We start from the raw sequence: 8,907 nt of genomic DNA, 5'->3' as shown, positions 1-8,907 counted from the left end.
AGGGTTCGAGGCAGCGCTGGCGCACCTCCTCGGTCATGCCGGTGCCGGTGTCGGCGATTTCGATTTGCACGGCATTCTCGAGCGGGACGGTGCGCAGGACGATCGTGCCGCCCTCGGGCATGGCGTCGACGGCGTTGAAGACGAGATTCATCAGCGTTTCGCGCAGCTCGGCGCCATTGCCGAGGACGAGCGGGACTTTCTGGAGTTCCAATTCGATGCGAATGTCGCGACCGGTTTCGAGCGCGAGGCCGTGCCACTTCGGCTTGGTGAGCGGCACGACTTCCTCGATGATGTCGTTCACGTTCACGGCGGCGAAGACGTCGCTCTCCTCGCGCGGCCGATAGAAATCGCGCAGGCGGGAGACGACTTGCGAAGCGTCGCGACCGGCGGTGTTCATGGTCTTGAGGTAATCCATGAGCAGGGCGCGATCGTCGACCAACGCGGTGTTTTGCAGGAGCAGTTCGCTGTAGCCGATGATGGCCATGAGCGCATTGTTGAAATCGTGGCAGACGCCGCCGGCCATTTCGCCAAAGGCGCGGAAACGTTCCTGCTGCACGACTTGTCGCTGGCTGGTCTGCAGCTCGGCGAGGGCTTTTTGCAGCTCGGCGGTCCGCTCGGTCACTTTCAGCTCGAGGATGCGGTTTTGACCTTGGATCTCGAGATGCTGCATGCGCGCCTGGAGCAGGCTGCGCACGCGCATCTGCATTTCCGAGCTGTCGAAGGGCTTGAACAGGATATCGGTCGCCCCGGCGAGGAGCGCGCGGCGTTTGATCTGCGGGTCGTTCGAGCCGGTGAGCACGAGGATGGGCAGCACGGTTTCGCGCGGGAGATAATTGCGGATTTGTTCGACGAGCTGGATGCCATCCATCTCCGGCATCTCGATATCGGTGATGATGAGGTCGGGTTGGAAGGCCTCGAATTCCTCGAGAATGCGCGTGGAGTCGGCGAGCTTGCGCAGGTGCTTGAAGCGCAGGCGATCGAGCACGCTCTCGAGCAGGCAGAGACTGCGCACTTCATCGTCCACCAGCAGGATGCGGCCCTGGCGCAGAGTGTCCTCGTTCATGGGCGCCTCGAGTTAGGCGGCTTGCGGCTCGGGCTTGAAGCGGGGGCAGAGGCTGCCCACGGTGCTGAGCAGGAGATGGGGATCGACCGGCTTGGACAGGTAGCGCACGCCATTGCGCAGACCGGCTTCGCTTTTCGAAATGAGCGAGGTGACAAAGATGACGGGCACCTTGGCGAGCGTCGCAATGCCGGCCAATTCGCGCGCTACGGTGCCGCCATCCTTGCCGGGCATGTCCACGTCCAGCAGGATGATATCCGGGCGGAATTGCTGCGCGGTCGCCACGGCGGCGAATGAGCGATTTTCCTCATACACATCGTAACCCCCGACACGGTCAAGAATCGTCGCGACGAGGCGCGAGAGTTTCGGATCATCATCGACAACGAGTATTTTACTTTTAGCCATGCCGTCCGTTCAGAGCAGGCGCCGTTCGCTGTCCGATAGGGATACTAAGTATTTTCGCTACGTAAAACTCCCTACGTCAAAAGCAAGTACACAACAATCTCCCGTCGAGACGCTTACGCAACCATAATTAATTGGAATAAAAAATCACGCCCCTCACTTTTCCCGGCTCAAGCCGAGATGATGTGGTTGCGAATCGCATAGCGCACCAAGTCGCTGAAGGACTTGAACTTCAGCTTCTTCATGATCGCCGCGCGATGTGTTTCCACGGTCTTCACACTGATTCCCAGCCGATCCGCCACCTCCTTGTTGCTCGCGCCTTCGGCCAGCAATTGGACGATCTCTCGCTCCCGGTCCGTCAATCGACCCTCGGTGGCCTCGTCTTCGCCGCGCGGTTTCCCGTGGAGGAACTTGGCGAAAAGGATCTCGCCCACCTGCGTGGTGAAATACGGCTTATGCGCCTCCAGCGACCGCAAGGCCGCCTCGAGTTGCTCGCGACCATCCGTCTTGAGAATGTAGCTCCGCGCCCCCGCCTCAAAAACCTGGCGGATGAGTTCCTCGGTCTCCAAGCCCGTGAACATGAGGATCTCCGTCGCCGGCGCGATCTTCTTGATCTGCCGCGTGGCCTCCAGGCCGTTCAATTCCGGCATCGTCACATCCATCACCACGATCTGCGGGTGCAGGCGCTCGACCATCTCGACCGCTTCACGCCCGGTCTCAGCTTCTCCGCACACCTCCCAGCCGGGCAGCAGTTCCACCACGGCACGGACGCCCCTGCGCATCACTTGATGGTCATCGGCAATCAGCACTTTGGTCGTTTCCATATTTTCAAATTCAACTCTGTGAAAATTACGTCAAGAATCAGAGCTTCATCAATCACTTAGCTGCCTCAGCGGCGAATCAAATACATTCTATTTTGCGGGACGGCGCAAAATACACAGTTCCCCTACAACACTCAGCATGCGAACCGCTTTCATACGTCGTTCTCGATTACCTTTACGTAACCATAATCGAAGCCGGCTTCGTCGCCGGACGTATAACTTGAGCGATATTGTCGCTGCGCCTCTGTTACAGTTGTCCGCTCGTTGACCAGCGTGCGTCAGTTTATCGCGCAGAAATGAGGAGATTTCCTTTCCACCGCCCCGTGTGAAGCTTAACAAACCTAAAATGAAAGGTGCCCCCGCCCTCTTTCCAGTATACTCGGAATTCCTTCCGCCTTCCAGTCTCCTGAGCCAGACTCTCCCGCCTCCGGCCAGCACATGAAGAACGAGCTTTTCATCCTCATCGCGGAGGCGATCGGCGTCTATTTCCTCGTGCTCTGGGCGCATTCCTTGCGCAGCCGTGCTGGGCTCGCGTATTTCTATGCGCTCATTGGCGGGCTCACCGCCGTGATGTCGTGGGTCACCGATGCAGGCGTGAGGGTCAATCTGCCGCACGTCTCCCTCATGGTCGGCTCCACGGTCTTCTACACCGCGCTACTGCTCGGGGTGTTTGTGGTCTATGTCTTTGATGGCCCACGGGCCACGCGGGTCGCCATTTTCACGATTGCCGGTGTCTCCATCATGGTGCCGATCATCGCCTTGATCCTGCACCTGCAGATCAAGCTTTCGGATTCTCCGCCCATCGGCCATGTGCCGATCCCCAGCCTGCGCATCAATACCGCCTCCGTCTGCGCCACGGTGGCCGATCTCCTCTTTCTCGCCATCGCCTGGGAGTTCCTCGGCAAGCCGCGGATCAATCTCCCTTTGTGGCTCCGCTCCTTCCTCACGCTGCTGGGCGTCATGTGGCTCGACGTGATCCTCTTTTCCACGGGCGCGTTTCTCGGCACCCCCGCGTATGCCGAGATTGTGACCGGAACGCTCCTCAGCCGGCTCATCATCTCCGTCTTCGCCTATCCCTTCCTCTATCTCTATCTCAAGCATCAGAACCAAAAAGTCGGCCTGGCCATCGAGCATCGACCGGTCCTCTCGATCCTGAAAGAGGTCACCGAAGTGCGCCTCGAGCTCACCCTCGCCCAACAGGAAATCGAGCGCCGCAAGCAGGTCGAACGCGAAAAGGAAGGCCTCATCGAAGAGCTCCAGCAGGCGCTCAACGAGGTGAAGACCTTGCGCGGCATCCTGCCCACCTGCGCCTACTGCAAAAACATCCGCGACGAAGCCGGCGACTGGCACCAGCTCGAAGAGTTCATCCAAAGCCACAGCGAGGCGAAGTTCAGCCACGGCATCTGCCCGGACTGCCGCAAGGTCCACTTCCCGCAGATCCGCGAGGAACGGGTCTGACCCATTTTTCGGGCCATGGCATGCAGATTCTCCCCATTTTCCTTGCCGCAATAACCACCGTCCTCACGGGTTGCGCGGTGTTTCCCCGAAGTCCCTCCGTGATCGCCGGCAACTCACCGGACACGCTTCATTACGAGTCGCTCGCCTTCCCGGGATCCGAAAAGACGACCTTTGATGTGGGCAAAGGCGTGATTACGAAACGGTACCACGGCCATGATTGGGATGGGCACGATCCCGTGGTTCAACGGAGAAGGATGCCCAGCGAAGTGGAGTGGAAAAAGTTTTGGCAGACCATGGACTCTCTCCATCTGTGGGACTGGAAGGCGTCGTACTATGACCCGGACATGATGGACGGGCATGCGTGGCGGATGTCGTGCTGCATTCACTCGCACCGAATCAAAAGCGATGGGTCAAATGCTTATCCGAGGCTTGGTCATCCCCAGAAGACAACCTCCGACAACGCCGCTTTCTCGCGACTCACCAGCGCGCTCGAAAAGTTGGTTGATCCCGGCAATTGAGTGGTGCACTGCCGGTCGGCCAGCAGTGAGTCTCCGCAGCCTTCGCTATTGCCACCCTACCCCCGAACGCACAAAGGTTACAACCGCGAAGCTTACTCCATTTCCAGCCATGAGCCTTCCACCTCCGATTCCGCCACCCGCCCGGCCCGTCTTCGTCTGGATCATCTGCGGCTATTATTGTTTCACCCTCATCTCCGCCGGCCTCTCGCTGTGGCTCGTGCATTCCGGGCTTCTCCCGATGCCTCAACCGCAGCGCTCCTACTTCGCCTCATTGACTTGGGTCGACTACACCTGCACCGCCGCCATCACGGCGATCAATGCAGGAGGAGCGGTGGCGCTATTTTTCCTGCGCCGCGTGGCCACATATCTCTTCGCTATCGGGCTGCTCACGAGCATTTCCCTCCTGATCTATCAGATCGTCGCCAAAAACTATCTGCAAGCCATGGGCCCTGCGCTCCCCGGGGCGTTCGTCGGCTGGGCCATTCCCGTGGCCATCATCATTTACGCGCGGCACCTCACGAAGAACGGCGTCCTGCGCTAATTCGCCCGGCGGTGAATCGTTGCTGTCAGGTGTCTTACCCAAATGGGATAAGACATGAAATATTGAGCCCCTCTCGCACGTATTACCCATGATGAAACCACTCGCTCCCCTCTCCGTCTCCCTTTGCCTGTTCGTTACGTGTCTCCTGGCCGCGTCTCCGGAAAGTCGCGCCGAAGACCTCGCCGCCTTGCCGGATGCCACCGCCCTCCCTCGGCCCGCGCCCTGGAGCATCCTGGGTGAATGGACCGTCAGCCACCCGGATTGGACCGGCACCATGACCCTCACCGCGGACGGCACCTTCTCCCGCACGCAGGATCACGATTCCGGCCATTGGACCCTGACCGCGTTGCAGGACCGCGTCCTTCTGGTGCTGGCTTGGGACCATTGGCCGGCTGAAACGGTCACCATGATCACTCCGGATGAGTTCTCCGGCAAAGTCCGCGGCCAGGCGCAGGAGGGTGAGATGACCCTGCACCGGGTCCGCGGGCCGGCCGCCGGACCCGCCGCGTACGAGACGAGAACGTGGCGTCAGGGTGAGCCGCCCGTCCGCTTGATTCGCAAGGAAGAAGGCTTCTGCGCCCTCACCTCAGTCACCGGTAGCTTTCAAGGCGGCGGTGAGATCGTGAAAGTCTATGTCGCCGACGACGGATTTTGGTATCTCGGTGGCGAATCCCAGCAGGAAGGCGTCGCCGCGGAATGCATCATCGTGCGCTATCGCGGCCAGCAATGAACCTGCGCCCGCTCGTCGTTTAGAACGCTTCCAGTAATACCGTGGCCGACAAGAGAGGCGCAGACGCAGATTTCTGGGGAGCGCACCCGTCCCCGGGTGCTGGTTTCGGCGTCCCGCCGAAACGAACTTTTCCTCGCCGCCACGCACTCTCCATTTCATGACCACACCTTGCATGGAACCGCTCTAAATATACAAATGCGTCTGCTTTTATTACTGCTCTGCGGCGTGTCAGTTCTGACCTCGGCACACGGAGAGCTGTACCTCGCGAAAGAATCCCGCTCCCCGGACGGCACTGTCGTCTTCGCCATCATCTACGCGCCAACGGATCAGCACGTCGAAGGTTCGCCGGCGTGCTGCTTCGTCCACCCCAAAAGCAAGAAGCGGATCGGTAACATCTTCTATTTGGACGGTGTGGACGCCGACACCGCCCGGCCCGGCACCTATATTTTCGACCACTACCACCTCTTTGACTACGTGTGGTCTGCCGACTCGACCCATGTCGCTATTGTCTATAATATGCGGCACTCCAGCCGGATCTATCCCTTCCGTCGCCAGGGTTCTTCGTTCCAGCAGTTGCCGATGCCGGATCTAGTCACTCCGCTGGAGGAACGACTCCGCGGAACTTTACAGCAGGACCACAACACCTTCACCACCGCGAACCGATGGACACGCCACCACCGGCTCATCGCCACCATCACCCGCAACGCCCAAGTCAGTTCCAGCGGGAACGAAAGCAAGGACTGGCGGGAGCATTCCTTGCGCTCCACCATTTCCTTCGACGCCACCGGCAAGCCGCATGTCGAAGCCGCGCACTTCCGTGTTCAAATCACGCCCTGAGATTTTGCTCCCGGTATCAGTCGTTCTAGGAAAAACCGATGCAATCGTTGCCAACGATATGTCATCTAAAGTCGACAAACATTTAACGGCTCGCAGTCCCAAAGGTTTATACCGAGACGGGACAAGCGCGGAAAGTGAATGGGCTTGCCGACGTTCACTTTGAGGAGAAATGTGGAAGTCGTGGACGTGCGCCGTCATTCCAAGAAACTGCTGGCGGCAGCATTTGTCGTAGTCGTGGTTACGTTTCTCGTCGTTCCAATTTTTCCAGTGAGCAACAAACGAGGGACACAAGTTGTCAATGGAGACAATGCCTATCAATTGGCCCAAGGGTGTAAAATCTATGCGTTGGACCACGAGGGCCGTTTCCCAATGGATTTGAGCGAGCTAGAGCCGGATTACCTTTCGGACTTAAAGGAAAGGCGCTACTTGGTCGACAATCGCGTAACACCACTCGTGTTGAAGGACTGGAAGTTTTTCGGAGCCGGCTTCACCGAAAAAGACCCGCCGCCGATATTGATCGCTGCCCCTGATTTCTGGGTGGATCGAAGTTCGTTTTTCCGCTTTCGATCGTCAACATTCCGCGTTTACGTGCAATGCAATTCGACCGGCAGTTATGGCAAGGAGGCAGAGTACCAGAAGCTCCTGGCAGAAATGAACCGGAGAAGGTCGGCGATGCACGAGCCCGGCATGACACAGCCTGAAAAACCGTGATTCGGTTTCTTGTTTGAGATTCCGCAAAAATTCTCAAAATTTTTATATGTCATCTAAAGTCGACAGGTGTTGGTGCTGGTAGCGTATCGACGTTTCACTCGCCCTTCGGGTTACCTTGTGCTCTCCTTCTGGCGTGGCCGATTTGATTCAATGCAAAAACTGCGAGGAATCGGTTCCCGCCGAGAGCCGAACCTGCCCGCTCTGTGGCAAGCCGGTTGATCCTCTTGGCGATATAAAGGGGCTGCTGGTGGCTCTCGTCATCGGAGTCCCCCTGGGTCTTTGCGTGTTGTTCTTCCTCTTGCGGTAGCGGCTCATTGAGTGCAAATCCGGCTCGCGGTTGGCGATTTTGAGAATCCGCAAGATTCTCAAAGTTTCTATGAACCCAAGTCGGTTTGAGTTGCGACCCGGTCATGGTCCTGACGATTCGTCGGCCCACTCCAGGAAAATGGCGATGATCCGGTCGAGCATCAGCGGGCCGCCGCGCCCCTGAAATTGCGTTGGGGTGCGCTGGCAGACAATCCACTCGTCTTGGTGCTCCAGACGCTCAACCGTTTCAAACACCTTCGATTCCAGATCAGTGCCAGATAGGTTGATGTCGATCGACCATCCCGGGTTGTCGAGGGTGGTGATGGAAACGCCGCGATTGTGCTCCCATTCGCCATTGCACTGCGCAAGGTACCACCGCTGGAGTCGGGGGATGGCTTCTGAATTCACCGAGCGAATCTGAGGTTCCCAACGAGGCGGCGCAAGGGGAACTGCGGTTCGCCACCCGTGAGTGCGAAGGGATTACAACTCTGCCGCGAACTACATTCCTCTGAAGGTAGCCTTGGAAACCTGCCGGATTTGACAGATGAGGGAGAAGCGTCTACCGTCCGCGCTGCCTTGTGAGGGGTGGGATTTGGCTCCATTCCATATGGAATCGGGACGCGGGAAGAGAGTAGCTCGAAGCTCCCGCTTTGAATGAACCGAGAGAGCGAAGCAGCAGACATTCCCAGAGGATTGAGCGATTTATTGCCGGGACGGCGGTAGGCCGGACTACGATCCGGCGACCCAGGGGGCCTTGGCCCGCGCCTCTGGGTAGCACCCCAGTCCACCGATGAGTTCCGACCAGTTTCGACCCATGAATTTGAGCAGTTTTAAGAGGCATTACCACCGAACGCTGGGCTGGGTACACCCTGCTCCTGGCGCTCTTCTACAGAGGACATCCGACCAGTTCCGACTCATCGATGACCCCGCCCAGCGAAGCTATCGGGCGTCTGCGTCAGACGCCAAACGCCCTGCAGACGACATCCGGCGAGTTCCGGCTACTTCCGACTCAGGACCCCTATCACCTTTCGTCATTAACCTGACTGGCCCACGCGACCCCGGTTTCCACAAAGAAGGATGAATCAGGAACCAGACGAACCACCTCCGCCCGCCTCCGGGGTTTGCCCCCATTGCGCCATGGGCGTTTATGCCGCCCGTCTTCGCCCCGGCATGATCTGCGGTTCACCAAGCCTCGGCTCCTGCTTTCCTGCTTTCCTCATTCCTACTCTTTCTCCTCAAGCCTATCCGCCTCCACCGTCAGAACAATTCTCAGAGATGGTATCATCCGCTCACTCCAAATCGACCGCTCCACCTCAAATCCCACCCCTGTTTACAGAGGAAATCCCACCCGATCCCACCGGATTAAGCCTTTCGAAATTCCACGATCCTACCACCACCTTTTCGTGCTCTTTCGTGGACCCTCCGCCCCTTCTGCCGATCCAGAGCAATCGTGCCCAATCGTGCCCAGTCGTGCCTCCAATTTTTCCAGCTTCCACGCCCTGCGAACCGTCCCCAACCTCCTT

At 58.5% G+C, this 8,907-nt stretch carries 10 protein-coding genes; 6 read left to right on the top strand and 4 right to left on the bottom strand.

All coding sequences use genetic code 11. The features are described 5' to 3' along the window. The 3 genes from ABJF10_RS08675 to ABJF10_RS08665 form a co-directional block, all read right to left on the bottom strand. On the bottom strand, window positions 1–1,063 hold a 1,063-nt coding region (locus ABJF10_RS08675; RefSeq protein ID WP_348544155.1), incomplete at its 3' end, for a response regulator. A 12-nt stretch (window positions 1,064–1,075) separates the two neighbouring features. After that, entirely contained in the window at window positions 1,076–1,465 is a 390-nt protein-coding gene (locus tag ABJF10_RS08670) for a response regulator (RefSeq protein WP_348544154.1), read from the bottom strand. Window positions 1,466–1,632: 167 nt separating this feature from the next. Beyond that, window positions 1,633–2,286 (bottom strand): response regulator transcription factor, encoded by a 654-nt coding sequence (locus ABJF10_RS08665; protein WP_348544153.1) that lies wholly within the window; start codon window positions 2,284–2,286, stop codon window positions 1,633–1,635. A 435-nt stretch (window positions 2,287–2,721) separates the two neighbouring features. On the opposite strand from ABJF10_RS08665, the gene ABJF10_RS08660 reads away from it, so the two are divergent. From ABJF10_RS08660 to ABJF10_RS08635, 6 genes are all read left to right on the top strand, one after another. Continuing rightward, window positions 2,722–3,741, top strand: a complete 1,020-nt coding sequence (locus ABJF10_RS08660; protein ID WP_348544152.1) for a hypothetical protein — start codon at window positions 2,722–2,724, stop codon at window positions 3,739–3,741. A 98-nt stretch (window positions 3,742–3,839) separates the two neighbouring features. Beyond that, window positions 3,840–4,259: a hypothetical protein gene (locus tag ABJF10_RS08655; RefSeq protein ID WP_348544151.1), complete on the top strand. Its 420-nt coding sequence runs from the start codon at window positions 3,840–3,842 to the stop codon at window positions 4,257–4,259. A 109-nt stretch (window positions 4,260–4,368) separates the two neighbouring features. Then, the gene (locus tag ABJF10_RS08650; protein WP_348544150.1) at window positions 4,369–4,800 is read left to right on the top strand and encodes a hypothetical protein; all 432 of its coding nucleotides are present in this window, start codon (window positions 4,369–4,371) and stop codon (window positions 4,798–4,800) included. 88 nt (window positions 4,801–4,888) lie between these two features. Beyond that, window positions 4,889–5,530, top strand: coding sequence for a hypothetical protein (locus tag ABJF10_RS08645; RefSeq protein WP_348544149.1), 642 nt, complete (start codon window positions 4,889–4,891; stop codon window positions 5,528–5,530). Window positions 5,531–5,725: 195 nt separating this feature from the next. Beyond that, window positions 5,726–6,367 (top strand): hypothetical protein, encoded by a 642-nt coding sequence (locus ABJF10_RS08640; protein ID WP_348544148.1) that lies wholly within the window; start codon window positions 5,726–5,728, stop codon window positions 6,365–6,367. Window positions 6,368–6,547: 180 nt separating this feature from the next. Further along, the gene (locus ABJF10_RS08635) at window positions 6,548–7,078 is read left to right on the top strand and encodes a hypothetical protein (protein ID WP_348544147.1); all 531 of its coding nucleotides are present in this window, start codon (window positions 6,548–6,550) and stop codon (window positions 7,076–7,078) included. Window positions 7,079–7,486: 408 nt separating this feature from the next. On the opposite strand, the gene ABJF10_RS08630 is transcribed toward ABJF10_RS08635, so the two are convergent. Beyond that, the gene (locus tag ABJF10_RS08630; protein ID WP_348544146.1) at window positions 7,487–7,792 is read right to left on the bottom strand and encodes an immunity 53 family protein; all 306 of its coding nucleotides are present in this window, start codon (window positions 7,790–7,792) and stop codon (window positions 7,487–7,489) included. Window positions 7,793–8,907: the final 1,115 nt, after the last annotated feature.

The organism is Chthoniobacter sp. (assembly GCF_040003245.1).
Taxonomy (GTDB): domain Bacteria; phylum Verrucomicrobiota; class Verrucomicrobiia; order Chthoniobacterales; family Chthoniobacteraceae; genus Chthoniobacter.
The sequence above is the reverse complement of the archived record's forward strand: the minus strand, read 5'-3'. Positions and strand labels throughout refer to the sequence as shown.

What these genes read in the sequence shown, in the direction of transcription:
- ABJF10_RS08640 (WP_348544148.1), top strand. Translation starts at nt 5,726, where the DNA reads ATGCGTCTGCTTTTATTACTGCTCTGCGGCGTGTCAGTTCTGACCTCG.
- ABJF10_RS08660 (WP_348544152.1), top strand. Translation starts at nt 2,722, where the DNA reads ATGAAGAACGAGCTTTTCATCCTCATCGCGGAGGCGATCGGCGTCTAT.
- ABJF10_RS08665 (WP_348544153.1), bottom strand. Translation starts at nt 2,286, where the DNA reads ATGGAAACGACCAAAGTGCTGATTGCCGATGACCATCAAGTGATGCGC.
- ABJF10_RS08645 (WP_348544149.1), top strand. Translation starts at nt 4,889, where the DNA reads ATGATGAAACCACTCGCTCCCCTCTCCGTCTCCCTTTGCCTGTTCGTT.
- ABJF10_RS08650 (WP_348544150.1), top strand. Translation starts at nt 4,369, where the DNA reads ATGAGCCTTCCACCTCCGATTCCGCCACCCGCCCGGCCCGTCTTCGTC.
- ABJF10_RS08670 (WP_348544154.1), bottom strand. Translation starts at nt 1,465, where the DNA reads ATGGCTAAAAGTAAAATACTCGTTGTCGATGATGATCCGAAACTCTCG.